Here is a 23217-nt window from a genome sequence, read left to right as displayed (position 1 = left end):
GTCTCGACAGCGGGCTAGTTCCTGGATATTCCATACAGTATGGAGAATGCAGCAGTAATCAGGGACTGGCGCGGGCGGTCCTATCTCGTCGGCCCCGTCCCCCGCGACCGCACCCGGATGCTCTGGCTCGCGCTGGCGGCGATGGCCGCCATCAGCCCTCTCCAGTACGGCTTCGCCGCGCTGCTGGCCAGAGACGCTCCCACCCTGTTTCTGCTGGCCGCCTGCCTGGTCTGCCAGGCCGCCGGCGCGCTGCCGGCCATCCGGCTCGTCCGCCGCGGCCGCCTGCCGGTCCGCGCGGCCCTGGCCATCGGCGCCGCCCTCAGCGCCATCGGCCTCCTGACCATCGCCCTGACCGGCCCCCCGACCGGTGCCACGGTCGGCGCCACACCGGCCGCCCTGGCCGGGGACGCCGGCGCCTCGTCCGCTTTTCCGACCGCCGACCTCCTGGGCGGGCTGCTCGGGTACGCCGTGCTCGGCGGGCTGGGTGCGGGCATCGTCTACGGGGTCTGCAGCGAGGTCGTATCCTCCTGGTATCCCGAACGGCCCGCCGCCCAGGTCAGCCTGGTGACCGGCGCCTTCGGCTACGGCGCGGTGCCCATGCTGGTGTGGGTGGGGCTGGCGCCGGGCGCGGTGCTGCCCGCCTTCGTGGTCGCCGCGGTGCTCGCGGCGGCGGCCATCGGGGCGGCGGCCTGGGCGCTGCGGCTGCCTCCGCGCCGGTGGTGGCCCGACACCGTGGAGCCGAGGACGCACGCGCTGGACGCGGCGGTCCTGCGCCGCAACCCCGTGGCGGTCAAGCAGTTCGGCCTGGCCCAGGCGCTGCGCACGCGCGCGCTGCCCGCGCTCGCGGTGATCCTGGCCTGCGCGGGCGCCGTGTCGCTGTTCGACGTGGTCGCGGTGGCGGTCACCGGCTCGTGGGCCGCGCTGGCCGTCATGGTGGCACTCAACGGCGTGGGCCGGTCACTGGCCATGCGCTGCTCGGAGCTGTTCGGCCGCAGGCGGGTGCTGGCCGCCGTGCTGACCGTGCTCGCCGCCGGCCAGGTCCTCCTGCTGGCCGCCATGCAGGACGCCACGACGGGCCTGGTCGCCGCCGGCCGGTCGGCCGCGACCGGCCTCACCCCGGTGACCGACCCAGCGCTGGGCACCGGCACGGCGCTGGGCACCGGGGCGACCCTCCCTCCGGGAGCGGGACTCGTACCCGAGGTGGGGCTGGTGGCGGAGGCGGCCGGGCTGGCGCAGGCGGGCGGGCCGCTGCTGTGGCTGGGGGCCGTCGCCGCCGGGCTGGGCGGCGGCGCGTTCTACCCGCTCGTCGCCAGCCTGGTGCGGGAGTTCTTCGGCGTCGAGCGCGTCGGCGAGATCCACGCCGTGGTCTACAGCGCGAAGGCCGTGGCCGGGGTGGCGGCCGTCGCCCTGGCCCTGCTGTCGCTGACGGCTCCCGCCACCGCCCTGCTGCTCGCCGCCGCGCTGGCGGCCCTGCCCGCCCTGGCCACCCTGCGCCTGCGCGCTCCCGGCCTGCCGGCCACCATCCCGGTATGACCTGCCCTCACTGCGGACAGCATTGTGTGGACAACGCGTCGTTGGTCTTGTGGCCAAGCGTCGCCACGTCAGCGTCGACGCGGCACCACCATGCTGCAGCGATCATGACGCGGCTCCAGGACTACAGTTCCGGGGACAGGCCCCATAGTGCTGCGGCATGATCGCGTATGTGCGGCTCATCCCCCTTCATCCCCGGCGAATACTCCGTCGTGCCCTTCGACGGAGCGAGAGGAACCTTCAGGAAGGACGGCCCGAGCCTCGTTACAGCCGTTCCAGTTCGTTGTGCGTACCACTTTTTCTGGCGGCGGGCCTCACGGGAGCGCTCGGGCTGGCTCAATACAACGATGCCGTTCCCGCTTTCGCTGAGGCTGCCCATCCCGGCGAAATTCACCTTGCAGTTGGGGGGAAGCCACACCCGGTGAGCGTTGTGGGAATGGTGAGCCCTACTGGTGATGAGATGTTGCTGCAGATCGGTACGGAAGCGCCGGACGCAGGCACGACTTTCTCCTGTGTGCAAGTGGCCGTGGACTTCAATGGCGTGCCATTCAGCAAGATCTATTACGAGCGGACCAACCTCACCTTCAGGCCCCCCCAGCAGCGACCCGCCGCTGGGCGATACAGGGTGAATGTGGATGCATGCGGCACCGGAGCGGATCGCACGCTGGATTTGCGAGTGTTCCTGCATGGCAGGCTGGCCGCCCGAGCTGGCTCGACTGTGGATGTACGCTTGCCCGGGATCTTTCTGTTCGGAGATAGATCAGCGCCGTCAGGATTATCGGCGTCCTGGTCTGTTCAGGCAGCAGCAGACCATGGCCCGTTCAAGGCGGAATCAGTCTCGGAACGCTATACCGGCCCCGATCTCGAGTGGAGCGCCACCCGCGAAGCCCCAGGCACCACGTGGAGAGGATTGCCTGCTCAGTATGGAACGTTCACTGATATTCGGGCGGAGAAGGCAGCCAGCCGATCGACGTTCTGGTCCGGTCTGTGGATCGGCCTTGCGACATCGCTGTTTGCGTGGGCATGCGAGGTTCTGTGGGCTGCACGTATGAGCCGTCGGGAGTCAACGGAGACCTTGAACAGCGCTCATGTAGCGGCACTAGTTGCCCAGCAGGTGACACGCGCGCTGGCAGAGCGTTCGGAAGCCGAGCGACGTCAAGCATTACGCGACCGGAAAATGCGCCGCAATCTCGTTTGGCGGGCCCGAAAGCAGAGGCGGTGACAAACGGTCGGATAGTCACCACAACTAATATCGATCTTGGTATTGTTTTTATATGAAGGCTAAAGCCTTGAACGCGCCCGTGCTGACCGGCGCCATTGTCGACCGGTCCGCCGCCGGACAGGCGGCGCCCGCTGTGCGCGTCGAGGGCTCGCGCACCGTCCATCTGGCGGGCACCAGCGTGGATCGCTACGACGAGGAGCTTCCCGCCCCGGCCTGCCACACGGGCATCGCCGGATGGGACCCCCGGAGGCTGCGCTCGTCCGACGCACCGGTCAACTGCCGGCGCTGCCTACGTCTGATCTCACGCCGGCAGCTGCCCGCACGGGTGCACGCGACCCTCTTCTGACCCTCACCCCGGTCAGGCGTCGGCCGAATCGTAGTCCCCGGCCGTCAGCGGCACATGCCGTCTCGGGGCGCAGCAGCACAGGTCGAAGCCACCGTGCGTCGGGCACTCCACCTCATCGGCCTCTGGGCAGTAGTAGACGCCGCAGTCGCCCTCCCTGCACCGCGGATCGGCGACCCGCACGCTCAGCGCCAGATGTTCAGCGTCCGCCAGCGAAAGAGGCGGGCGGGTCCGATGCCATACCCACGCCGCCCCGAGGACCGCCCCGAGGGCGGATACGAACAGTAGCCTTTTTGACACGCTCTGAGCGTAGGGCAGGGCCACACCGCACCGGGAGCAGATACGACAAACCCCCAGGGGGCGCTCGCCCCGCGGGGGTTGACACCGTCGATCCGCCCGAGTTCAGGCGGCGATTCCCTCTCTCAGCAGCGGGGTCTCGTGGTGGCGCTCGTCATTGATGTTCCCGTCGTGACGAAGTAGCCGCAGCCTTGCCGCGCACACTCCAAGATCCCGCCGTCTGGTGCGTCGTACCAGATGAGCGGACCTGGGCAGCTCACGTAGCGGGCTTCGCGGTCTCTTTCGGCCGTACCGTGGCGCCGTCGTAGCGCTTAGCGACCTGGTCAGCCGTGGTCTTGCTCGTCGAGCTGTAGACCACCTTGTTGTCGGCCGTGACCACCTCGAACTGCGGTCGTCCTTTGTTGCATCCGCATCCCATCACGCAGCCCCCATCGTCTTGATCTTTTCTGTCATCGTGGCCGCGATCTGCGCCCGCGCCGGGGCCAGCCGCTCGGACAGCTTCGCCACCTCCGCCTGCCGGGCCGCGAGCCGCTCCAGTTCCACGGCCACCGCCGGAGCCAGAGCGGCGGCCAGCGCGGCCACGTCGAGCCCGGCGACCGGCTGCTCCCCCGGCGGAGCAGCGGCGGAGGCGGCCAGCGCCATGTTCGCCCGTTCGACCACCGCGCTGGCGGCGAGCCGGGACGGATGCCCAGGCACCGGCACGCTGAGCACGGCACGCAGCGCCCATTTCCCGTTCCGTTCCTGGCGCATGTGGTAGCTGGGCTGGCAAGCGGTGAACACCATCCGGTCCCACTCGCTGAGCCAGGGGGCAGCGGCCCCGCTGAACCACAGGCCGCCGTCGCTCATCCCGACCGTGACGATTCCCGCCACCGTCCTGGTGTCGTCGAACTGGCAGGCGGCTGTCTCGCACTCGGCGCCGTCGCGGTGGTGGCCGGCGTTCATCGTGAACGCCCCCACCTTCACCGTCGAGCCGTCGTCGAGCTGGAACCTGGTGCGCAGGAACGCCGTGGTGTCGATCGGGCCCAAGCTCTCGATCGTCAGGTTGCGGCCGGGAAAGCCTCGTGCGGCACTCCGCGCTGGGCGACCCACCCGTAGATGCGGCCGGCCGCGTAGTGGACCCCGCCCGAGCCGGGTGGCAGCTCCGCCGGGGTGGGCTCGGCGAACCAGGCCGCGGGCATCGGCGGCAGGTTCCGCATCTCACTCCACGCGGACGCCTCCAGCGTGCTCATCTCCTCGTCCTCATCCCGGTCGTCGTCCCATGGCGGCCGCAGGGCCGGATCGTCGTAGGCGTCGGCGAGCCGCGAGTACGACATGTAGGAGGCGTACTCGCGGAACCCGCCTTGCGCGGTGCCGTCCGGCAGCACGACCAGCCGCAGCACATGCCCGTCGCCGACTCCCATCCGCATCGGCGTGACGATCACCGCCCCAAGCCGGCACTGCTCGACCCAGGCGTACGGCACCGTCCGCACGGCGCACGTGACGTGCACGCGGTCGAACGGCGCACGCCCGGCGACTCCCTCGGCGCCGTCACCGACGACCAGATGCGGGCGTAGACCCGCCGCGGCGAGGTTCTTCGCCGCCGCCTCGCCGATGGACGGGTCCACCTCCACCGAGGTCACGTTCTGCTCCCCCGCCAGATGGCAGAGCAGCGCCGCCGTCCACCCGGTGCCGGTGCCGACTTCCAGCACCCGGTCACCAGGCCGGGGGTCAAGCAGTTCGAGCAGGTCGGCGACCGTCGCGGGCGCCGACGACGACGAGCTGTAACTGCCGTCCATGTCACGCAGATCGGTCGCGCCGTCGTCGAGCTGCGTCACGAGCGCCGTCTCGGTGTAGACGCTGCGCAGCCACCGGTCCGGGTCGGTGTCCCGGTCGATCACGAACGGCGGCCGGTCGTCCTCCGCGATCAACACCAGCGGTGGAACGTACTCGTGTCGCGGTACCGACCGCAGAGCGCGCTCGATCCTGCTCTCGACCGGCGCCCGCACCGTTTCGATCCGGGCGATCATGACGTCGAGCAGCTGCCCGAGGTCGGTCACTTTTTGCCGCCGTCGGCGGGCTTCTCCCGCGTGCCTCCCCCGTCGCCGGCGCCATCGCGCGACTGGTCCTTGTCCGGCTTGAACGGAGTGAACGTCTCCTTCTTGCCGCCTTCGTGCTTGCCCATGTTGATCTCCCTTCGCTTTGCCGTTGCTGTGCGTGACCGTATGACCACGTGACGGTGCGAGGCAAGCCTCTTCGGGGAGATGGTCGGCTATCGCTGGACGGGTCGTCCAACTACCGGCGTCGGGAGATGTCGGGAGGTGGCTGGGAGCTGTTCATGGTGCCAGGGCGGCGCCGCCCCGCGGGCTGTGGGCGGTGTACTCGTGGGCGGTGGATGACCCCCGCACCGGGCCAGCTCGCCGACGACGATGACGGCGTCGGCGCCGGGAGAGGCCCGATGTGGCCGTGGCGCCGGATCTCCCCCGTCAGGGATGAACGTCATCGCCTCACCTCCACCGCGGCGGCCGCGATGGCGACCGCGACCTTGTGGAAGGGTCGGCCTCAGGTGCCTCGTCCGCCCGGTCGTAGCCTTGGGTCGTGCGCGGGTCAGCATGGCCGAGCGCGAACCGGCAGCCTTCGAGGTGTCCGGTCTGCTGAGCCTTCACGACGTGATGGCCTGCTGCCCCGGTTCCCCGCCAGCCCTCTGAGCGGCCCACTCACCCTCATCGAGCGCCTGCAGCGCCCTCCGCGGATCGGTGAACAGACCCGGATTCTTCGTCAAGCGTTCGACCTGCTCCGGAGACAGTTCCCGCACCAGGGGAACACCGTCGATCTTCAAGATGAGCATGTTGCTGAAGTGGAGCAGAGCGTTGTCCGTGCCCTCCAGCGACTGCAGGATGGCCGCGATCGCTTCCGCCTGAGCCTTGGTGATCTGAGACTGAGGCTCGCCGTACCAGCGAGCCTCAGCACCGGCTCGCGCGACACCGACGGCCCCATCAACTCCCTCTGGCGTCGTCTCCCGCTTGAACGCGGCCACAAACGCCTGCCAGATCGACCCCCGAACAGGCGGGAACTCGTGGTCGACCTCCAGGCCGAAGACGTCGAGGGCAGCCTCCAGCGCCTCACGCACCCCGAAGTAGTCCTCGTCGTTGTCCAGGTACAGCGCGACGACCGACTTCGCGCCCGGCCCGCCTTCGATCTGGGCGTGCACGACCGCATTGGCGAACCGATTCTCAGCGAGCGAAGCGGCGCCGGCTTGGTGCCTCTTGACCAGGTGGCGCAGACGTTCCGGCGAAGCGAGGTCGGGCACCAGGTCCAGCAGACCGGAGTCCGGCTCCCCGTTTTCGTCCGTCATACGGTCTTGCCCCTGTACTTCCACGACCAGGCCGTCCTCCTGCCGCCACCCCAGCATCTCCAGATGCTGGGAGGCGGCTTCGATGAGGGCTTCGGCCCTGTCCACCGTCTCGCGGGGCGCCACTCCCGCTATGAGGTACGCCGTCAGCGTCGTCTCCATCCCCTTGAGCTGGCTGATCAGATCCGCCGCGAGCACGTCGGTTTTGCTGGCAGCTTTCCGGAGGACCGCCCTGAGCCTGCGAAGCCTCGTGATCGGCTGCGTCAGGTTCAGGTCCTGAGCCGTGGTGCGGGGGCCGTCTTCGGATGTGGGGGACATGAACGCTCCTTCGGGTGAGGGTTAGAGGCCGACGTCACGCATGGCGTTGTCACGCCAGCGGTCAACGGGACGGATGTAGCGGAGCAGGACGGGAGAAGTCGGCGACCAGCGTCCATGCTTGGCGATGACGGACACCGGGACTCCTGCTGCGTAGGCGACGGTAGCGCCGCCTACGCGCAGGCTGTGCGCCGTGTACTCGCCGGCGCGGGGAACAGCGGCCCGCCGGGCTGCTGTGCGGACGATTTCGTTAACGGCGTCGGCGCCGAGCGAGCGGCCGATGGTGTCGTGCACGTACAGACGACGCAGCAGCCGGCCGCCGCGGTGGCCAGCCTCGTCGAGCACGCGCGTCCAGGAAAGGTAGGCGTCGACCGGGTCGGTGAGGGGATGCTTGCCGCGCGGTACGGCGATGGTCTCGCCGCGGCTTTCCTTGTCGGTCTTGCTGGTGCGGATGGTGACCTCGAGGCCGTCGGCGACCACGATGACGTCGTCTCGGTTGAGGGCGACGAGCTCGCTGCGGCGGCCCATGACGGCCAGGCCAAGGATGAAGACGAGGCGGTCGCGGATGCCGCTGATGGTCCTGGTGTCGCAGGTGCCGATCATGGCCTTGAGGACGTCGATGGTGACGGGCGGTGCTTCGCGCTGGTGGCGCTGGCCGTTCTCGGCGCGGCGGCGTTTGTACTGGCGCAGGACGCGCAGCGCGGCCTTGCTGTGCGGCTGGCCTTCGTGGCCGGCGCTGGTGTGGCAGCTGCGGATGGCGCCCATGGCCTGTTCGATGGTGGCGGGTGCCATGCCGCTGTCGGCGAGGTGGGAGACGTAGTCGGTGTAGGTCTGGGCGGTGGCGGGCAGTGCGACGCGGCCGGCGGCGGCGCACCAGTCGATGAACAGCCGCCATTGCCGTTCATAGGCGCGGCGGGTGTTGAGCGGGACGCTGTCGGCGAGCCGGACGCGGGTGCTGTCGCTGATGGTGAAGTCGGCGTCGGTGTAAGACTGGCCGTCGACCGGCTGGAGGTGGCCGGGCCGGATCGCGGGGACAAGTTCGGTCATGTGTCTTCGGTCTTCGCCCGGGGGGTGATGCGGTGGAAGGTGTGCATCGGGAGACCCTTTTCGATCTTGTTTCGTGTAGCCGCGATAAGTCACGTTATCGCGGGTACTAACAGAGGGTAAGGAGAACGCCACACTCCTCACGCCCGAGTCAAGCCAGGGTCACGCGCACACCTATATATGAGGGCCCGCCACAGACCGCCGCCCGACAACACCCAGACGACGCCCTTGCCCCCGCTTGTCTCCCATGCCTGGTTCGCCGACCGCCGTACACGACCCGCCACGGTCTGTCACCGTGTGCCCATGCGCCCCTCCACACCGGCCGCCCCGGAAACGCCGGCGAAGATCTGGCTGCCCCGCGAGGACCGGCAAGCCCTCGCCGACCTGATCAACACGTTCGCGCATTAGGAAACCGACCCTGAGCGGCAGCTGACCGCCTGGGAAGCGCCCGAAACCCTGGGTCCTTTGACCGACGATCGCGTGCTTTCATAGTCCCGGAGGCTCCATCACGGACGCCACACATCACCCGGCCCGGCACGACCGGCGGGGCTTTCACGCGGGCGGCTGATGGACCTGTCGACGGCCCGCTGGCGCGGAAGTGCCGGGAGCGCAGCGGTTGAACACCTGTGTCCGAACCGGTGATCATTGATCTCCGGTTGGGCGGCCTGACACAGGATGCGCGGGCACGCCATCAGGTGACGGCGGATCGTCGTCCAGCGAGCATGTCCAGCTCCACGACAAGAAGGCAGGTTGATGATGAAGGCGGTTGCAGTTCTCCGCGGTGACAGCGAGCAGCGGCTCGTGGCAGGCCGGCCCCGGGGTCGGCGGGCAGCTGCTGGCGTGTCCGCGGTGTGGGGCTCGGGCAAGGGTCGAGCTGGAGGTCCCTGCGGCGGACTGGACTCCACCGTCGCCGGTTGAGGCGGCGGATCGCGGCGGCGGTGGGGTGCCGTCGCGGTGGCGGGCGGTGGGGCGGCGGGCTGCGGTGGCGGAGTGGTGGCGGGGGTAGCCGCGCAGGTGGAGACTACGCCGGAGGAGCATGCGGAGGCGGTCGCCGACGCGGTGATGGCGGCGGTCGGCGGGCTGCGCTGACCTCGCGGCGGTGACCCGCAGGAGCTCTGGCCGTCGCCGGCGTGGTCGGACTGTCGTCGCTGACGGCTGGTCACATGGCGGGACGGGGCCGCCGGCGAACACGTAGACCTGGCGCTCACGCCGCACGGCGTCGATCCACTCCTCGGGCGCCTTGGCACGGCTCACCTCGACGAGGCGCTGCCCGCAGCCGCCGACGACCAGGCGGCGTGCCGGTGACAAGCCCAGCCGCCAGCCGGCCGTGCTGTTTCATCTGGTAGCCGGTGCTTCCGTCGTCGTTGGTTTAGGTCTCGGTGCGGGGCACCCCGAACCGACGCATGCCCTCGACGAACGCCTCAACGCGGTGGTCCAGCAGCGGCAGCGACACGTACAGCCCGGCGGTCGGCCACCATTCGGTGAGCGACTTCGGGATCAAGAACGCCCGCGCGTCGATGTCGTCACGGGCGACGGGCCACAGCATGGAGTGAGTGGATGTGCTCATGGGGTAATCGTGCCGTTCTGGCCGCCGCTGCGCTCGCCGTTCGGCGGATGGGCGCTCATGGGAAGAGGCCCGAATCCTCGGGGCAGACACGCGGGCGGGAGCACCTGAAGGCCGCGGCGGCAGCGGGGCGCGGCTGCCGTGGTGAGGCCATCGAGCAGGGCCAGGAGAAGCAGGAGCAGGAGGGGCGTCACGGCCGCACGTCCTGGCTGTCGTAGTCGAGACTGGCGCGGACGCTGGCGGCGATGCACACGCGGCACCGGCGAGGGCCACCTGTGGCGGGGGCAGGGGCTGTGGAGGTTGGGTGGAAGGGAGGACTTCGGAGCCTCGAAGGCGTATCATTGGCAAATCATTTGAGCCGTATTCACACATTCAGCATGTGAGCCAATGACCAAGAAACGGCGCACTAAAAGACGCAGTAGGTTTCGCCCGCTTCTCCTCTTCGCAGAATACGTCCTCTCTATCGCCGCCATGGCCGCGATAACAATTACTTACATCAAATGGCGAGAACCTGAACCTTCCTATCTCTTCACCTTGTCCATGATTGCCATCACAACACTCTCATTCAGTTTCACTTTCTGGATGGGATTTCCAGGCGAACGGTTTCACCTCCGAATCCGCCTGAATAGAGCCGCATCGAAAGCTAAGCCTGCTAAAGGCTCAGCACTTCCGGGCATTGACCTTAGCTATCTTGCAGAAGACCCACACACCTCGAAAGCCGCCGTAGAGGTGGCTACGGGACTGAATGATCTTTTTCTCCGGCTCGGCCCACCGCCTCCGGAACTGCGGGTCGATTCTGTCCCCCATGGCCGGGGAGATGGGGGGAACCAGCAGTGAATCCCATAGAACGCGAGCGCGATCCGGTCACCGGCCTTGAAATCGCCATGGAGTGGGCGAAGCTTCCTCCGGAATACCTCGCTACGGCCCTCGGTGCTTTGGAGCCCGAGCTCGCGCGGCAGCACGAATATCGGATGACCCGGGACGCTCGTGCTCATGCTCGCCACATGGCCGGGCTCATCGCAGGGTTCGTCGTCTGCATCGCGACATTGTCCGCGGCCATCGTTCTCGGCCTCAATGGCGAGGTGTGGCTCGCCGCGATACTGGCGGGCCCGAGCGCCGCCTTCATGCTGAAGACGTTGGTTCTCCGCAAGGCAAACACTACCGATATCAAGGAGTTTCTCCGGCGTTCGAATCCTCCTCCGGCAGAGCAGGCCGCGCAGTTGCCTCCGCCATAAGAGCCCCACTCGCACGGGTCGAGCTGCCAATATCAAGATTTGTCGGCGAGACCTGCTCTCCGGCAGAGGAATCGCGGCAGTTCACTGGGGCTTGCCGTTCTAGCCGGGGGTGCCGGCGGTGGTGGGACGGCCGTAGCGGGCCGCGGCCGTCGACCGACTGGCGGTGCGGCGGAGCGTGGCGGGGTTGCCGATCGAGGGGATGGCCAGGCGTTCGGCCCAGAACGCCATGACGACGGTGTCGCCGGCGTCCGGTGAGCGGCCGAGGCGGCCGATGACGTCCTCCCGTAGCTCTCTTTGGCATCCTCCCCCGCCTGGAGATGGGGGATTCCAGCGGCAACTACCTCACGAGGAGGAGGTCGCGTTGAGGTTCGCGGTTCGTCGGCTCGCCCAACGGCGGGCCTCCCCGCGCGGACACGGCATGCCCTGCCGCGTGTGCGATGTTCCTGGCCGCGTTCACGTCGGCGTTGCCGGCGTATCCGCAGGACCGGCACCGGAAGGCTGCTTGGCTCTCGCGCGCCTGCCGATCCACGATCCCGCACGCCGAGCAACGCTGACTCGTGTACGCGGGGTTGATCTTCACGACCCGGCCGGGAGCCTTGTGCTCCAACCGCGCCACCAGCCGGCCTCACCCGGCGGCCAGGATGCCCCGGTTCAGGCCCGCCTTCTGCGTTGCGGCCCGGTTCGGCAACGGTGCCCCTCGCCGAACGGGTCATGCCAGCGATCTTCAGGTCTTCGACGGCGATCACGTCGAAGCGGCGGGCCAGATCAGTGGAGGTCTTCTCCACCCAGCCCTTGCGCCGATCCGTCTCCCGGGCCTTCAGCCTCGCGATGGCCACCTTCACCCTGCCACGCCGGTTCGATCCCCGGCGCGCTCTGGCGAGCTTGCGCAGGAGCCGCAGCAGGCGGGTCTTCTCCGCATCGCGCAGGGTGGGCGCGTTGAGCATCTGCCCGGTGGACAGGGCGGCCGACACCGCAACGCCCCGGTCCACACCCACGACCTCACCCGCACCCGGCGCGGGGACGGGCTCCGGGATCGCGGCGAAGGCGACATGCCAGCGCCCGGCGCGGTCACGGGTGACCCGATACGACCTGACGCCCGCGGGTACGGCGCGGGACCAGCGGAACCGCACCCACCCCACCTTCGGCACCTTGACCTCGCCCACGCTGCGGGAGACACGCCGGACATCGTCGGCCTTGACCGCGACGATCCGGAACCCTTCCCCCTGACCACGCTTGCGCCAGGTCGGCTTGCGGTGGGTCCTGCCGAAGAAGCCGGACATTGCCTGAGCGAAGTCCTTCAGCGCCTGCTGCCGCACGACGATCGACCCGGCTCGCAGCCACTCGTTCTCCGCCCGCGCTTCGGTCAGCTGGCGGCACTGCTCGGCGAACCCTGGCGCGGACCTGCGATCCGGCCTCCAGCAGGCATGCTGCTCCACCGCCAGATTCCACACATACCGGGCATGCCCGCAATGCTCCAGAAGCGCCGCCTCCTGGGCGGGCGAGGGCTGGAGCCGGTAGCGGGACACGCCGACCAACCTACCGATCAACACCGACACAACCGGGAGACAGAAGTGCCCGACCGATCCGCGTTTCCTCCCCACCCTGAAGGACGAGGCATGCACGCTGCAGGTTCATGGTGACGAGGCTCACGCCTGGATGCGGCGTCATGCGCAGTATGCTGTAGGCAGTCGACGAAAACCACTAAAGCTTAGTCCTGGAGTCTGTCATGTTGCTGTCGGATCAGGCCGGTCAGGCGGCGGCCACCAAGATTCCCCGCCCAGCCACGCTCAGAGAGAGCGTGATCGAGGCCATCCAGGAGCTCATCGTCTCCGGCCAGCTCAAGCCCGGCCAGCACCTCGTGGAGAGCGAGCTGGCCGAGCTGCTCGGGGTTTCCCGGCAGCCGGTCCGTGAGGCGCTGCAGCAGCTCAGCGGTGAGGGCTGGGTCGACCTGCACCCCGGCCAGGGTGCGTTCGTGCACGTCCCGACGGTGGAGGAGGCCGACCAGTTGCTCGCCGTGCGCGCGCTGCTGGAGACCGAGTCCGCCAGGCTGGCCGCGCTGCACGCGGGTGAGGACGGCGTACGCCGCCTGCGCGCCCTGTGCGCACGGGGCATCGCGTCCGTGAAGTCCGACGACGTCGAGGCCGCCGTGGCCACCAACTCGGAGTTGCACGCCCTGGTCACCGCCCTGTCGGGCAACCAGGTGCTGGCCGAGCTGGCCAGCCAGGTGGCCCGCCGGGTGCGGTGGTATCACACGCCCGTGGCCCGCCGGCGCGGCATGGACTCCTGGCAGGAGCACACGGCCCTGATCGACGCCATCGAGGCGGGCGACGAGGACCGCGCGGCCCACATCATGCGCGAGCACACCGAGCACACCCGCGCCTCCTACATGGACCAGCGGGGCAGCCAGCCGGTGGAGCCCGCGCCCAAGACCAAGCCCGTGCGACGGCGGCGACCCCGCACGTCGTCCGCGGATTGACTCGGCGTTCACACAGGAACGCTTGTCCCGTAACACCACGGGCAGAGGATGACACAGAAAGGAGGTGCAACAGAATGAAGAGCGCGCTTGTCCGCTTTCTCCTTGGAGATACCCCCGGACAGTCCGCCGACGGCCGGAGGATCGGCATCGGCCTGGCCACCGCGATACGCAAGCAGCACTCCGCCGAGCAGGCGGAGCGGTACATGACCCAGTGGGTCGCAGAGCGTGACGTGCACAAGAGCACGCGCGGCTGACTGAGATGCCGCGCACAGGGGTGGTCGCTCCCCGCGCGCGGCAGGTTCAGCGCTCGATCGAATCCGATTTCACCGGCTCCGCCGCCTCCGCGGCCTTGGCGTCCCGAGCCGATTTGAGCAGGCTCAGCACCGTGGTCACGGCGAGAGTGCCGACGATGACGCCGAGAGACGCCAGAATCGGGATCTGCGGCGCCCAGGAGACGCCGTCGTGGTGCAAGGCTTCGAGGATGAGCTTCACTCCGATGAAGGCCAGCACCACGGACAGGCCCTTGCTCAGGTAGACCAGCCGGTCGAGCAGGCCTCCGATGAGGAAGAACAGCTGGCGCAGCCCCATGAGGGCGAAGGCGTTGGCGGTGAAGACCAGATAGGGCTCCTTGGTGAGCCCGAAGATGGCCGGGATCGAATCGAGTGCGAACAGCAGGTCGGTGGTGCCGATGGCGACCATCACGATCAGCATCGGCGTCACCATCCTGCGCCCGAGATGCACGGTGAGCCGGCCGCCGTGGTAGGTGTCGGTGGTCGGCAGCACCCGGCGCACGGTGCGCAGGGCGAGGTTCTCGGAGAACTCCGCCTCTTCGTCCTCGTGCCCGATCAGTTTCCACGCCGTGTAGATCAGGAAGGCGCCGAAGATGTAGAAGAGCCAGTCGAACCTGGTCACCGCCTCCGCGCCCGCGGCGATGAAGCCGCCCCGCATGAGCAACGCCAGGATGATGCCGATGAGCAGCACCTTCTGGCGATACTCACGTGGCACCTGGAACCGGCTCATGATCAGCAGGAAGACGAAGAGGTTGTCCACGCTGAGGGAGTACTCGGTGATCCAGCCGGCGAAGAACTCCCCTCCGTGCTGCGCCCCCGACACGACCAGCAGCCCGATCCCGAAGATCGCCGCCATGCTCACGTACAGCGACACCCAGCCCACGCACTCCTTGAAGGAGGGCTCGCGCGGGTTGCGGGCCACCAGGTAGAAGTCCAGGGCCAGCACAAGGCCGAACCCGCCGATCGTGGCGAGCCAGATCCAGGCGGGCACATTCATCGGCGAGCTCCCTTCCTCGACCTCGGCTGCGAGGCCTGAGCTTGACGGACGTACTGGCCGAGGAGCGCCTCGGCCCGGGGGTTGCCCTCGGCGTGACGCAGCAGCCAGTGCGGCATCATCCGCTCGTGCAACCAGAGGAAACCGATGGCGAAGCCGAGGCTGACCATCAGCTGGTAGGCCAGGAAGGGCAGCACGCCCTCGGCCAGGCCGACCCCGGCCACGCTCTCCTGGACCAGCCGGGACAGCGGGAAGCCCGCCATCCAGTAGAGGCCGACGGGCCCGAAGGTCCCCGGCCGGAAGATTCCATGACTGAGCAGGACGCCGTACAGACCCCCGAAGAAGGCGAGGGGGACGGCGAGCGCCAGTGCCGACTGCGCCGCCAGGCCGGCGGGCTGCCCTGCGAGGAGGGTCAGCCCGCCGGCGATGGCGCCGGCTCCGGCTCCGATAGACGCCCCTGGCAGGGCGAGTTCGAGGCTTTGCCGTTCGATCATCAGCCCACGACCACACCGAAGGCGAACAGGCTGTAGAACAGCATGCCGAGGTAGAAGAACGCGCCAAACCCGATGATCAGGTTCGTCCACCATTTCGGTCTGATCGGTTTCGGCAGCATGCGGTTGTTCACCAGCAGCAGCGTCACGCAGTACGCGCCCATCGCGAAGGTCGACAGGAACGCCAGCGTGTCCAGGATCCCGCTGGGCCCGTCGGCGGGGCCGAACAGCAGGATCAGGATGCCGAAGATGATGACTCCCCACAGGAAGCCCGCGTACAGGTGGGACATGCGCAGCTTCTTCGCGCCCTTCACGAAGTTGTACGTCATGTCGGCCTGGCCGCGTGAGAAGGAGTCGAACAGCCCGAGCGTGGCGTTCAGGCCGATCAGCGCGATGAATCCGAGGAAGATCACGCCGAGTGCCGAGCTGCCGGCCGAGGAGACGGCGTCCGCCATGGCGGTGAGCGCCACCTCCCGGTCGTCACCCTGGATGGCCGTACGGACATCGGGGTTCTGCCGCGCCGCCGCCTGGGCGATCACCGTGAAGGAGATCGTGACCAGCATGGTGATGCCCCAGAAGAGCAGGAGGGCGTCGAAGGTGACCCAGCGCCGCCAGCCCTTCCACTTGGCCATCTCCGCGGGGTCGTCGGTGTCGAACATGAAGCCACGCGAGGGCATGGCCTCTTCCTCGCCGGCGTGCCGCAGGCCGTGGACCTTCGGGATGTGCGCGCCCATGCCGGCGCCGGAGGCCCGCAGGTGCAGCGTGTACCACATCTGCTGCATGCCGGACGGTCCGGCGAACGCGCACGCCCCGACGATGACCGGGAACCACGCCGCCGTCATGGCTTCGGCCGGGAGGTAGCCGAAGGAGAACATGCCGGTGATCGTGGTGACCACGTCGCCCCAGGTGCCGACCATGGCGGCGACCACCGCGGTGCCGATCACAAGAGCGCCGATGAGCAGCGACAGCACGTTCTCCAGCAGGTTGTAGATCACCTTGGCGAAGCTGAAGACCACGCCGACCAGGATGAGCCCCGCGATGGCGGTTATCATCCACGGGATCCCGGAGATCTGTTCCAGCGCCGCCGCCCCGGCTGACAGGTGTCCCGGCCAGATGTAGACGGCCATGGCGACGATGAAGAAGAACCACATGAGCGGCTTGAACACGCGGGCGGCGCCGGAGAAGATGCTCTCCCCCGTCGCCATCGCGTAACGCGCCATCTCCAGCATGACCACGGCCTGCAGGGTCACGCCGATCAGGAACAGCCACCTGATCTCCGGCCCGAACAGCAGCACCAGCCGGGGCCACATGTAGGACTCGCCCATCCCGACGCCCAGGGCCACGAGGAAGACGGTGGGCCCCAGGATGTGCACCGAGGGAGGCGCTTCGGGAAGTTTTCTGATGGGCATCGGCTCAAGCCGGCCCGCTTTCCATACTCGTTCGTCCTCAGCCGGTGGCGCTGACGCCGCCGGAGTGTTCGATGTGTCCACCTACGGACCTCCTGGGGGGTTGTTTTTCTTACTGCGCGGCCCCGATGCGCCCCCTCGCCCTGCTCCAGCTCGGCTCTTAGCGGAGCAGTCCGGCAGCCCGTGCCCAGCGGTACTTCGCGCCGAGCACCGCTACGGGCTTCTCGGTCGTGTACGGGTACGCGACCACGCCGTGTTCGTACAGGTACTCGCTGGCCTCCTCCACTTCGGTGTCACCGGCCAGCGACACGACGACCGGTTTGACGTTTCCTTTCGCCCGCTCCTCCGCCACGACCTCGGCGATGAGCTTGGCGAAGACCATCGGCGGGGTCACGATGGTGTGCCAGTAGCCCAGGACGAGCGCGTGGATCCGGTCGTCGGAGAGCCCGAGCCGGACCGTGTTCGCGTACGTCGAGGGTGGTTCCCCGCCGGTGATGTCGACGGGGTTGCCCGCCGCGCCGAACGGCGGGATGAAGGCGCGGAAGGCCTCGTCCAGGTCCGGCGGGATGTCCATGAGCGTCAGCCCGGCGTCCACGCAGGCGTCGGACAGCAGCACCCCGGAGCCGCCCGCCCCGGTGATGATGACGACGTTCTCGCCCTTCGGCGCGGGCAGCACGGGCAGCGCGCGGGCGTAGTCGAGCATGTCGTTGAGTCCCGGCGCGCGGACCACGCCGGCCTGCCGCAGGATGTCGTCGTAGACCTTGTCGTCGCCGGCCAGCGCCCCGGTGTGGGAGCCGGCGGCCCGCGCGCCCATCGCGGTGCGCCCGGCCTTCAGGACGATGACCGGCTTGTTCTTGACGACCCGGCGGGCCGCCTCGACGAAGCCGCGCCCGTCCTTGAGGTCCTCCAGGTGCATGGCCACGGCCTGGGTGTTGTCGTCCTGCTCGAAGAAGGTCAGCAGGTCGTCCTCGTCCACGTCGGCCTTGTTGCCGACGCCGACGATCGCCGAGACGCCCATCTTGGTGGTGCGGCTGAAGCCCAGGATGGCCATCCCGATGCCGCCGCTCTGCGAGGTCAGCGCCACGCTGCCCTTCACGTCGTACGGCGTGCAGAAGGTCGCGCAGAGGTTCTCCGGCGTGTAGTAGTAGCCGTAGATGTTGGGGCCGAGCATGCGCACGCCGTGCCGCCTGGCGATCTCGACGATCTCCTGCTGGCCCGCCACGTTACCGGTCTCGGCGAAGCCGGAGGGGATCATGATGGCGCCCGCGACGCCCTTCTGCCCCGCCTCTTCCAGGGCCGCGGGGACGAACTTGGCGGGGATGGCGAAGACGGCCACGTCCACGTCGTGCGGGACGTCGGAGATGCTCTTGTACGCGGGCAGCCCCAGGATCTCCGGGGCCTTGGGGTTGATGGGGAAGATCTGACCCTGGTAGCCGCCGTTGATGAGGTTGCGCATCACCGAGTTGCCGATCTTGCCGGTCTCGCCCGAGGCGCCGATGACGGCGACCGAGCGCGGCTTGAAGATCCGGTTCATCTGGCCCAGGATCACCTCCCGCGAGAGCCGGGTGACCTGCGCCGGCGGCTCGCCGATGAGGATCCGCACGTCGGCGGCGACCGCGCCGTTCGCGTCGGCGAAGACCGGGTTGAGGTCCACTTCGACGATCTCGGGGAAGTCGCCGACCAGCCTGCCGACGCGCTCGATCAACGCTGCGAGCGCGCCCCGGTCCGCGGGCTCCGCACCACGGGCACCTCGCAGCACTTGTGCCGCTTTGATGTCGTCCAGCATCCCCAGTGCGTCTTCGTCCGAAACCGGGGCAAGTCTGAAGGTTACGTCCTTGAGCACCTCGACCAGGACGCCACCCAGGCCGAACGCGACCAGCTTGCCGAAGGTGGGGTCGGTGACCGCGCCGATGATGACCTCGTGGCCGCCGCCGACCATCTGCTGCACCTGGACGCCGTCGATGCGGGCGCCGGGGTCGTAGGCGCGGGCACTGGCCAGGATGCGCTCGTAGCCGTCCCGTACCTCATCCTCCGTCTTGAGCCCGACCAGTACGCCGCCCGCGTCGGTCTTGTGCAGGATGTCCGGCGAGACGATCTTCAGCACCACCGGGAAGCCGAGCCTGGCGGCCAGCTCGGCGGCCTCCGTCGCCGAGCCTGCCACCCCTTCGCCCGGCGTGGCGATGCCGTACGCCTGGCAGATCTCGCGCCCCTCGGGGGCGGTCAGGCCGGTGCGGCCCTCAGCGAGCGCCTTGTCCAGGATCTCTCTGACCGCGCCTGTCTGCTCCACTAGATGACTCCGTTCGTCTTCAGCTCGGCCAGCTCCTCGGCGCTCACGCCGAGCGGGCCGTAGATCTCCTGGTTGTGCTCGCCGAGCAGGGGCGGCGTGGTGATGTCGACCGGCGAGTCCGACAGCTGCAACGGGCTGCCGACGGTGGTGAACTCACCCCGCTCCGGATGGTCGACCGTGACGACGATCCCCTCCTCGCGCAGGCTCGCGTCCTCGACCAGCTCCTTGGTCGACAGGATCGGCCCGCACGGGATGTTCTCGGCGTTGAGCCGGTCGAGGACCGTCCACTTGTCGTGGCGGCTCGTCCACTCCTCGATCAGCTGGAACATCTTGTCCAGCTTGGCCAGCCGCGCCTCGGGGGTCGCCCACTCAGGGTCCTCCGCCAGCTCGGGGCGGCCGATGATGCCCGACAGCGGCTTCCAGCCCACCGGCTGGACGATCACGTAGATGTAGTCGTTCGGGCCGCCCGGCGCGCAGCGCACCGCCCAGCCGGGCTGGCCGCCGCCGCTGGCGTTGCCGGAGCGGGGCACCTCGTCGCCGAAGGTCCTGTTCGGGTACTCGCGCAGCGGGCCGTGCGCGAGCCGCTGCTGGTCGCGCAGCTTGACGCGGCACAGGTTCAGCACGGCGTGCTGCATGGCCACCTGCACCCGCTGGCCGCGCTGGGTCTGCTCGCGCTGGTAGAGGGCGGCCAGGATGCCGGCGACCACGTGGATGCCGGTGCCGGAGTCGCCGATCTGCGCGCCGGTGGCCAGCGGCGGGCCATCCTCGAAGCCGGTGGTGGACATCGAGCCGCCCATCGCCTGGGCGATCACCTCGTAGGCCTTGAACTTGGCGTAGCGGCCGGTGCCGAAGCCCTTGATCGAGGCGTAGATCAGGCGGGGGTTGAGCTCCTGCAGCCGGTCCCAGGTGAAGCCCATGCGGTCGACCGCGCCGGGGCCGAAGTTCTCCACCAGGACGTCGGCGTCCTTCACCAGCTCGGTGAACAGCTCCTTGCCGCGCTCGCTCTTCATGTTGAGGGTGATGCTGCGCTTGTTGCAGTTGAGCATCGTGAAGTAGAGGCTGTCGACGCCCGGCACGTCGCGCAGTTGCTGCCGGGTGATGTCGCCTGTCGGGGACTCCAGCTTGACCACGTCGGCGCCGAGCCAGCCGAGGAGCTGGGTGCAGGACGGGCCGGACTGGACGTGGGTCATGTCGAGGACGCGGACACCTTCGAGTGCCTTCATGTCAGGGACCTGCCTACTTGTACATGGTCTGGTTCATGGTTCCGGGGGCGTAGACGTCGGGATCGACCCACACGTTGATCAGCGACGGCTTGCCGGACTGCCTCGCCCGCTCCAGCGCCGGGCGGATCTCCGCCGGGTCGCGGACCTCCTCGCCGTAACCGCCCAGGAGCTTGGCGAAGTCGCCGTAGCGGATGTCGCCCAGGGTGTTGCCGATGCGGGCCCGGTCCTCGCCGTACTTGGCGGCCTGGCCGTACCTGATCTGGTTCATCGAGGAGTTGTTGCCGATGACGCCGATGAACGGCAGGTCGAAGCGGACCATGGTCTCGAAGTCCCAGCCGGTGAGGCTGAAGGCGCCGTCGCCGAACAGGCAGAGCACCTCCTTGTCGCGCCGGGCCTGCTTGGCGGCCATCGCGAAGGCCATGCCGACGCCGAGCGTGCCGAGCGGTCCCGGGTCCATCCAGTGGCCGGGCGACTTGGGCTGCACCACCTGGCCGGAGAAGGTGACGATGTCGCCGCCGTCGCCGATGTAGATGCTGTCCTCGGTGAGGAACTCGTTGATCTCGTGGACCAGGCGGTAGGGGTCGATGGGGCTGGCGTCGGAGAGCTGGCGGGGCAGGCGCTTGTCGTAGGCCTGGATCTCGACGGCGCGCAGCTCCTCCATCCACTCCTTGCGCCGGGCGGCGGCGTTGTCGATGCGGCCGCTCGCCGCCTGGGCCACCGCCGACAGGATGAGGCCGGCGTCACCGACGATCCCCAAGTCGATGTCCCGATTTTTCCCGACAGTGCGGTAGTCGAGGTCGATCTGGACCACCTTGGCGGTCGGCGACAGCCGCTTGCCGTACCCCATCCTGAAGTCGAACGGTGTGCCGACGATGATGATCAGGTCCGCCTCGTTGAAGGCGTACCTGCGGCTGAGCTGGAAGTGGTGCGGGTCCCCCGGCGGCAGCGTGCCGCGCGCCGAGCCGTTCATGTAGGCCGGTACGTTCAGCGACCGGACGAAGTCGATCGCCGGGGCCGTCGCCCGGCACGTCCAGACCTGGCTGCCGAGCAGGATGCACGGCTTCTCGGCGTGCGCCAGCATGTCCGCCAGCCGCTCGATCGCCTCCGGGTCGCCGGCCTGCCGGGTGGAGGCCCGGTAGTTCTTCGGGATCCGCGCCTTCTCCAGCGGGATCTTCGCGTCCAGCACGTCGCGCGGGATCTCCAGGAACGACGGGCCGGGCGCGCCGTGGAAGCACTCGCGGAACGCCATCGACACGATGTCCGCCACCCGCTCCGTGCTCGGCACCGTCGCGGCGAACTTGGTGATCGGGGTCATCATGTCGACGTGCGGCAGGTCCTGGAGCGAGCCCATCTTGTGCTGGCTGAGCGCCCCCTGACCGCCGATGAGCAACATCGGGCTCTCGGCCCTGAAGGCGTTGGCCACACCGGTGACCGCGTCCGTCGTGCCGGGCCCGGCGGTGACGACCGCGCAACCCGGCTTGCCGGTGATGCGCGCGTAGCCGTCGGCCGCGTGCGCGGCCACCTGCTCGTGGCGCACGTCGATGACCTCGATGCCCTCATCGACACAGCCGTCGTAGATGTCGATGATGTGGCCGCCGCAGAGCGTGTAGATCACGTCCACGCCCTCGGCCTTGAGCGCCTTGGCTACCAGATGACCACCGGAGATCGTTTCCGACATCGTGCACCCTTCTTCGTGTCTCCCGCATACTGCATACCGTATGAACGCAATGGTTACCCTCTAGTCACACGCCTGTCTAGCCCCGTAGGGCAACTCGATCAGTTCGACAGGCTCCCCGAGCCGTCCTGACCGCCTCGCCCGGCGCCTCCGCCACAGGTCCATGTCGTACATCGGTCATTCGGCGACTCCTTGACCCGAAATTTTCCATACTGTATACCGAATGCACGATCCGACGCGAGAACGGAGCGAAAGCATGAAGGTCGCTGTTCTTGGCGCCGGCGCCATCGGCGCGTATGTGGGGGCCGCACTCCACAGGGCCGGAGTGGAGGTGCACCTCATCGCGAGAGGGGAGCACCTCCAGGCCATACGCAGATCCGGTGTGCGGGTGCTCACTCCCAGGGGCGACTTCGTCGCCCACCCCCATGCCACCGACGACCCCCACCAGGTCGGGCCGGTGGACCACATCTTCCTGGGCCTCAAGGCGAACAGCTACGCCGCCGCGGGCCCCATGATCACGCCACTGCTGCATGACGCCACGAGCATCATCGCCGCGCAGAACGGCATCCCGTGGTGGTACTTCCACGGGCTCAAGGGCCCCTACGAGGGCTATCGCATCGAGAGCGTCGACCCGGCGGGAACGGTCACCACCGCGCTGCCGCTGGAACGCGCGATCGGCTGCGTCGTCTACGCCGCCACCGAGATCGAGGAACCGGGCGTCATCCGCCACCTGGAAGGCACCCGCTTCTCCATCGGCGAACCCAGCGGCGAGTCCAGCGAGCGGTGCCGGAGTTTCAGCCAGGCGGCGGTGGCCGGCGGGCTGAAGTGCCCGGTGGAGCGCGACCTGCGCCGCGACGTCTGGATCAAGCTCATGGGCAACATCGCCTTCAATCCGATCAGCGCCCTGGCCCGGGCCACCATGGCCGGGATCTGCCGGCACAGCGGCACCAGGGAACTGGTGCGGGCCATGATGGCGGAGACCGTCGAGGTGGCCCGCAGGGTCGGCTGCGATCCCGGCATCTCCATCGAACGCCGGCTGCGTGGCGCCGAGAAGGCCGGCGAACACAAGACCTCTACCCTCCAGGACCTGGAGAAAGGCAAGCCGCTAGAACTCGACGTGCTCCTGGCGGCGGTGGTCGAGCTGGCCGACCTGACCAGCGCCGAGGTCCCGACACTGCGCGCGATCCACGCGGTGAGCGACCTTCTGGCCGAGAACCTTGTCCGCGCGGTCTAGCGGGGAATACCGTATGCAGAATGGAGGATCATGACGGCCTGACTTGTTCGCCGCCCGCGCAGAGGAGGGGCCCATCGGATTCCCGCGTGGGAATCCGATGAGCGTTCACGCGGGCGAGCGGCCGAACGTCACCCCGGACACCGGTCACGGCTCAGCCGGTGTGCCCCATCCGCCGGGGTGATGGCGGGATGCCGTACGGCGTAGGCCGGGCCCCCAGCGCCGCCGTCCGGCATCCCAACAACCCACGATTTTGACAACCATTT

At 68.6% G+C, this 23217-nt stretch carries 24 protein-coding genes and 1 pseudogene; 9 read left to right on the top strand and 16 right to left on the bottom strand.

The features are described 5' to 3' along the window. The first annotated feature begins 39 nt into the window (after window positions 1–39). The 3 genes from ACIBQX_RS28120 (at window position 40) to ACIBQX_RS28110 (ending at window position 3098) form a co-directional block, all read left to right on the top strand. On the top strand, window positions 40–1533 hold the full coding sequence (locus ACIBQX_RS28120; RefSeq protein WP_397009565.1) for a hypothetical protein: 1494 nt from the start codon (window positions 40–42) through the stop codon (window positions 1531–1533). Between the two features lie 457 nt (window positions 1534–1990). Beyond that, window positions 1991–2752, top strand: a complete 762-nt coding sequence (locus ACIBQX_RS28115; RefSeq protein WP_397009563.1) for a hypothetical protein — start codon at window positions 1991–1993, stop codon at window positions 2750–2752. Between the two features lie 52 nt (window positions 2753–2804). Further along, window positions 2805–3098, top strand: a complete 294-nt coding sequence (locus tag ACIBQX_RS28110) for a hypothetical protein (RefSeq protein WP_397009562.1) — start codon at window positions 2805–2807, stop codon at window positions 3096–3098. A gap of 12 nt (window positions 3099–3110) precedes the next feature. On the opposite strand, the gene ACIBQX_RS28105 is transcribed toward ACIBQX_RS28110, so the two are convergent. The 6 genes from ACIBQX_RS28105 to ACIBQX_RS28080 all read right to left on the bottom strand — a co-directional run bounded on the left by ACIBQX_RS28105 (window position 3111) and on the right by ACIBQX_RS28080 (window position 8082). Beyond that, the gene (locus ACIBQX_RS28105; RefSeq protein WP_397009560.1) at window positions 3111–3395 is read right to left on the bottom strand and encodes a hypothetical protein; all 285 of its coding nucleotides are present in this window, start codon (window positions 3393–3395) and stop codon (window positions 3111–3113) included. A gap of 414 nt (window positions 3396–3809) precedes the next feature. Then, entirely contained in the window at window positions 3810–4418 is a 609-nt protein-coding gene (locus ACIBQX_RS28100) for a hypothetical protein (protein WP_397009558.1), read from the bottom strand. 11 nt (window positions 4419–4429) lie between these two features. Beyond that, window positions 4430–5428: a methyltransferase domain-containing protein gene (locus ACIBQX_RS28095; protein ID WP_397009556.1), complete on the bottom strand. Its 999-nt coding sequence runs from the start codon at window positions 5426–5428 to the stop codon at window positions 4430–4432. Further along, window positions 5425–5553: a hypothetical protein gene (locus ACIBQX_RS28090; protein ID WP_397009554.1), complete on the bottom strand. Its 129-nt coding sequence runs from the start codon at window positions 5551–5553 to the stop codon at window positions 5425–5427. Before ACIBQX_RS28090 ends, ACIBQX_RS28095 begins: the two co-directional genes overlap by 4 nt. Before the next feature lie 477 nt (window positions 5554–6030). Then, window positions 6031–7038 (bottom strand): hypothetical protein, encoded by a 1008-nt coding sequence (locus ACIBQX_RS28085; protein ID WP_397009552.1) that lies wholly within the window; start codon window positions 7036–7038, stop codon window positions 6031–6033. Between the two features lie 21 nt (window positions 7039–7059). Continuing rightward, window positions 7060–8082, bottom strand: a complete 1023-nt coding sequence (locus tag ACIBQX_RS28080) for a tyrosine-type recombinase/integrase (RefSeq protein ID WP_397009550.1) — start codon at window positions 8080–8082, stop codon at window positions 7060–7062. Between the two features lie 951 nt (window positions 8083–9033). Between ACIBQX_RS28080 and ACIBQX_RS28075 the strand changes: the two genes are divergently transcribed. Next, on the top strand, window positions 9034–9168 hold the full coding sequence (locus ACIBQX_RS28075) for a hypothetical protein (protein WP_397009548.1): 135 nt from the start codon (window positions 9034–9036) through the stop codon (window positions 9166–9168). 280 nt (window positions 9169–9448) lie between these two features. On the opposite strand, the gene ACIBQX_RS28070 is transcribed toward ACIBQX_RS28075, so the two are convergent. Next, a complete protein-coding gene (locus ACIBQX_RS28070) occupies window positions 9449–9646 on the bottom strand; it encodes a hypothetical protein (RefSeq protein WP_397009546.1) in 198 nt (65 codons plus the stop codon). A gap of 384 nt (window positions 9647–10030) precedes the next feature. Between ACIBQX_RS28070 and ACIBQX_RS28065 the strand changes: the two genes are divergently transcribed. Further along, entirely contained in the window at window positions 10031–10480 is a 450-nt protein-coding gene (locus ACIBQX_RS28065) for a hypothetical protein (protein ID WP_397009544.1), read from the top strand. Next, window positions 10477–10878 (top strand): hypothetical protein, encoded by a 402-nt coding sequence (locus tag ACIBQX_RS28060; RefSeq protein WP_397009543.1) that lies wholly within the window; start codon window positions 10477–10479, stop codon window positions 10876–10878. The genes ACIBQX_RS28065 and ACIBQX_RS28060 overlap by 4 nt, the downstream gene beginning before the upstream one ends. A 99-nt stretch (window positions 10879–10977) precedes the next feature. Here ACIBQX_RS28060 and ACIBQX_RS28055 read toward each other — a convergent pair whose 3' ends face one another. The 3 genes and pseudogenes from ACIBQX_RS28055 to ACIBQX_RS28045 all read right to left on the bottom strand — a co-directional run. Then, a complete protein-coding gene (locus ACIBQX_RS28055; RefSeq protein WP_397009541.1) occupies window positions 10978–11106 on the bottom strand; it encodes a hypothetical protein in 129 nt (42 codons plus the stop codon). A 109-nt stretch (window positions 11107–11215) separates the two neighbouring features. Beyond that, complete coding sequence (locus ACIBQX_RS28050) at window positions 11216–11458, bottom strand: zinc ribbon domain-containing protein (RefSeq protein WP_397009810.1); 243 nt, start codon at window positions 11456–11458, stop codon at window positions 11216–11218. Between the two features lie 178 nt (window positions 11459–11636). Continuing rightward, window positions 11637–12404, bottom strand: a pseudogene (locus ACIBQX_RS28045) (RNA-guided endonuclease InsQ/TnpB family protein); the annotation flags it as partial. Window positions 12405–12604: 200 nt separating this feature from the next. Between ACIBQX_RS28045 and ACIBQX_RS28040 the strand changes: the two are divergent. Together ACIBQX_RS28040 and ACIBQX_RS28035 are read left to right on the top strand one after the other, a co-directional pair. Next, window positions 12605–13354 (top strand): GntR family transcriptional regulator, encoded by a 750-nt coding sequence (locus ACIBQX_RS28040; protein ID WP_397009539.1) that lies wholly within the window; start codon window positions 12605–12607, stop codon window positions 13352–13354. Between the two features lie 74 nt (window positions 13355–13428). Continuing rightward, window positions 13429–13608 (top strand): hypothetical protein, encoded by a 180-nt coding sequence (locus tag ACIBQX_RS28035; RefSeq protein ID WP_397009537.1) that lies wholly within the window; start codon window positions 13429–13431, stop codon window positions 13606–13608. Window positions 13609–13654: 46 nt separating this feature from the next. Here ACIBQX_RS28035 and ACIBQX_RS28030 read toward each other — a convergent pair whose 3' ends face one another. The 6 genes from ACIBQX_RS28030 to ACIBQX_RS28005 all read right to left on the bottom strand — a co-directional run bounded on the left by ACIBQX_RS28030 (window position 13655) and on the right by ACIBQX_RS28005 (window position 21723). After that, a complete protein-coding gene (locus ACIBQX_RS28030; protein WP_397009535.1) occupies window positions 13655–14641 on the bottom strand; it encodes a TerC family protein in 987 nt (328 codons plus the stop codon). Continuing rightward, a complete protein-coding gene (locus tag ACIBQX_RS28025; RefSeq protein WP_397009534.1) occupies window positions 14638–15132 on the bottom strand; it encodes a hypothetical protein in 495 nt (164 codons plus the stop codon). Before ACIBQX_RS28025 ends, ACIBQX_RS28030 begins: the two co-directional genes overlap by 4 nt. Next, on the bottom strand, window positions 15132–16538 hold the full coding sequence (locus ACIBQX_RS28020) for an Nramp family divalent metal transporter (protein WP_397009532.1): 1407 nt from the start codon (window positions 16536–16538) through the stop codon (window positions 15132–15134). Before ACIBQX_RS28020 ends, ACIBQX_RS28025 begins: the two co-directional genes overlap by 1 nt. Before the next feature lie 157 nt (window positions 16539–16695). Next, on the bottom strand, window positions 16696–18822 hold the full coding sequence (locus ACIBQX_RS28015; protein ID WP_397009530.1) for an acetate--CoA ligase family protein: 2127 nt from the start codon (window positions 18820–18822) through the stop codon (window positions 16696–16698). Beyond that, window positions 18822–20045: a formyl-CoA transferase gene (gene frc / locus ACIBQX_RS28010; RefSeq protein WP_397009528.1), complete on the bottom strand. Its 1224-nt coding sequence runs from the start codon at window positions 20043–20045 to the stop codon at window positions 18822–18824. The genes ACIBQX_RS28015 and frc overlap by 1 nt, the downstream gene beginning before the upstream one ends. Window positions 20046–20058: 13 nt before the next feature. Next, window positions 20059–21723, bottom strand: a complete 1665-nt coding sequence (locus ACIBQX_RS28005; protein WP_397009526.1) for a thiamine pyrophosphate-binding protein — start codon at window positions 21721–21723, stop codon at window positions 20059–20061. A 253-nt stretch (window positions 21724–21976) separates the two neighbouring features. Here ACIBQX_RS28005 and ACIBQX_RS28000 point away from each other — a divergent pair, with 253 nt between their 5' ends. Further along, a complete protein-coding gene (locus tag ACIBQX_RS28000; RefSeq protein WP_397009525.1) occupies window positions 21977–22954 on the top strand; it encodes a 2-dehydropantoate 2-reductase in 978 nt (325 codons plus the stop codon). The last annotated feature ends 263 nt before the right edge of the window (window positions 22955–23217 follow it).

Origin of the sequence: Nonomuraea sp. NPDC049714, from assembly GCF_044465295.1 — a bacterium.
In the GTDB taxonomy this organism is placed as follows: Bacteria; Actinomycetota; Actinomycetes; order Streptosporangiales; family Streptosporangiaceae; genus Nonomuraea.
Note: the sequence above shows the minus strand (reverse complement) of the source record. Positions and strands in the feature narration are given on the sequence as shown.

Bases quoted from the DNA above. Each gene is read 5' to 3' on its own strand.
- ACIBQX_RS28005 (WP_397009526.1), bottom strand. From the start codon at position 21,723: ATGTCGGAAACGATCTCCGGTGGTCATCTGGTAGCCAAGGCGCTCAAG.
- ACIBQX_RS28090 (WP_397009554.1), bottom strand. From the start codon at position 5,553: ATGGGCAAGCACGAAGGCGGCAAGAAGGAGACGTTCACTCCGTTCAAG.
- frc (WP_397009528.1), bottom strand. From the start codon at position 20,045: ATGAAGGCACTCGAAGGTGTCCGCGTCCTCGACATGACCCACGTCCAG.
- ACIBQX_RS28120 (WP_397009565.1), top strand. From the start codon at position 40: ATGGAGAATGCAGCAGTAATCAGGGACTGGCGCGGGCGGTCCTATCTC.
- ACIBQX_RS28040 (WP_397009539.1), top strand. From the start codon at position 12,605: ATGTTGCTGTCGGATCAGGCCGGTCAGGCGGCGGCCACCAAGATTCCC.
- ACIBQX_RS28035 (WP_397009537.1), top strand. From the start codon at position 13,429: ATGAAGAGCGCGCTTGTCCGCTTTCTCCTTGGAGATACCCCCGGACAG.
- ACIBQX_RS28110 (WP_397009562.1), top strand. From the start codon at position 2,805: ATGAAGGCTAAAGCCTTGAACGCGCCCGTGCTGACCGGCGCCATTGTC.
- ACIBQX_RS28115 (WP_397009563.1), top strand. From the start codon at position 1,991: ATGTTGCTGCAGATCGGTACGGAAGCGCCGGACGCAGGCACGACTTTC.
- ACIBQX_RS28065 (WP_397009544.1), top strand. From the start codon at position 10,031: ATGACCAAGAAACGGCGCACTAAAAGACGCAGTAGGTTTCGCCCGCTT.
- ACIBQX_RS28055 (WP_397009541.1), bottom strand. From the start codon at position 11,106: ATGGCGTTCTGGGCCGAACGCCTGGCCATCCCCTCGATCGGCAACCCC.
- ACIBQX_RS28070 (WP_397009546.1), bottom strand. From the start codon at position 9,646: ATGAGCACATCCACTCACTCCATGCTGTGGCCCGTCGCCCGTGACGAC.
- ACIBQX_RS28080 (WP_397009550.1), bottom strand. From the start codon at position 8,082: ATGACCGAACTTGTCCCCGCGATCCGGCCCGGCCACCTCCAGCCGGTC.
- ACIBQX_RS28030 (WP_397009535.1), bottom strand. From the start codon at position 14,641: ATGAATGTGCCCGCCTGGATCTGGCTCGCCACGATCGGCGGGTTCGGC.
- ACIBQX_RS28085 (WP_397009552.1), bottom strand. From the start codon at position 7,038: ATGTCCCCCACATCCGAAGACGGCCCCCGCACCACGGCTCAGGACCTG.
- ACIBQX_RS28020 (WP_397009532.1), bottom strand. From the start codon at position 16,538: ATGCCCATCAGAAAACTTCCCGAAGCGCCTCCCTCGGTGCACATCCTG.
- ACIBQX_RS28025 (WP_397009534.1), bottom strand. From the start codon at position 15,132: ATGATCGAACGGCAAAGCCTCGAACTCGCCCTGCCAGGGGCGTCTATC.
- ACIBQX_RS28000 (WP_397009525.1), top strand. From the start codon at position 21,977: ATGAAGGTCGCTGTTCTTGGCGCCGGCGCCATCGGCGCGTATGTGGGG.